This is a genomic window from Helicobacter magdeburgensis (genome assembly GCF_000765825.2).
GTDB lineage: Bacteria > Campylobacterota > Campylobacteria > Campylobacterales > Helicobacteraceae > Helicobacter_C > Helicobacter_C magdeburgensis.
Window position 1 is genome coordinate 1 of sequence record NZ_JRPE02000046.1, and the last position, 730, is coordinate 730.

At 35.2% G+C, this 730-nt stretch carries 1 pseudogene; it reads right to left on the bottom strand.

The annotated features are described in order from the left end of the window. Positions 1–114 precede the first annotated feature (114 nt). Positions 115–730 (bottom strand): annotated as a pseudogene (locus tag LS74_RS10785) (hypothetical protein); the annotation flags it as partial.

Below are 730 nucleotides of genomic sequence, written 5' to 3' on the forward strand. Positions count from 1 at the left end.
GCCATTTTGCTTAAAGCTATCAGTTTTTTGATTTTTTTGCCATAAGGGGCATTTTTGGTGCCTCAAACCACGCAAAATAGGGGGGTGATTTTTGTAAAAGAGACATTTTTCTTGTTAAACTTTCTTATAGAGCTTATCAAATAGTGTGCCTGATTCTAGTTGCTTTCTAATGTCTATCACTTCTTGGACTTTCTCTGTGTCAAGGTAGAATAGCTCTTCTGCCTTTTTTCTATATCTTTCTAAGCTCTCAATATCTTTTAGATTCTTTACTCTAAAAGATATTACCTTGCCACTCTCTAGCTGTTTGCAGAAAACAAAGACATTTTGCATATTCTCGTCCCAGTGTCTATACTCGCAAACAAGCTTACCAAATCCTTTAATGAAAATTCTTTTGCCTATGTAGGATTCTAGGATTTCTAAAAGAGTCTTGTTATAGGCTCTTTTCTTGTCTTGGTCTCTCATAATGCGTTTATCGTTGTTCTTATAGTCAAAGATAAATTCTAGGTCGGTTATCTTACGCCCTGTCTTAAATGTCTTAATTTCAAGCAAAACAAGGTTTGATTTGGCGTTAATGTCTTTTTTGGCTTGAGCTAGGACTCGCTTATTAAAATCTTTCCACACTTCAAGGCTTTTAGGCACTTCTAGGATATTTTGCAATACTGCAAGATTCATTTTTAGGCTTTGGCGGTTTTGCTTTAGCTCACAAACTAGCATATTGTAGATTCTAATG